Below are 252 nucleotides of genomic sequence, written 5' to 3' on the forward strand. Positions count from 1 at the left end.
TGCGTATCATCGGCCCCGCCTGGAAAACCAAGCCCAAGCGCGCCCGCGCCGCGTCGGTGGTGGTCAACCGCCAGGCAGGCGACGGCTTCGACCGCTCCTGAGCGGCGGGCCGGATTCATATCGAAAGAACAAGGACATACAAGCAGCGCCATGCAGGACAACAACGCGAACGACCAGAAAGTGGAAATGTGGACCGACGGCGCCTGCAAGGGCAATCCCGGTCCGGGCGGCTGGGGCGTGTTGATGCGCGCC

At 65.5% G+C, this 252-nt stretch carries 2 pseudogenes; both read left to right on the forward strand.

From position 1 onward, the window contains the following. Window positions 1–101: pseudogene (locus SB751_RS33285) on the forward strand (SAM-dependent methyltransferase); the annotation flags it as partial. A gap of 49 nt (window positions 102–150) precedes the next feature. After that, window positions 151–252: pseudogene (gene rnhA, locus SB751_RS33290) on the forward strand (ribonuclease HI); the annotation flags it as partial.

This window comes from Cupriavidus sp. SIMBA_020, assembly GCF_046535395.1.
GTDB lineage: Bacteria > Pseudomonadota > Gammaproteobacteria > Burkholderiales > Burkholderiaceae > Cupriavidus > Cupriavidus campinensis.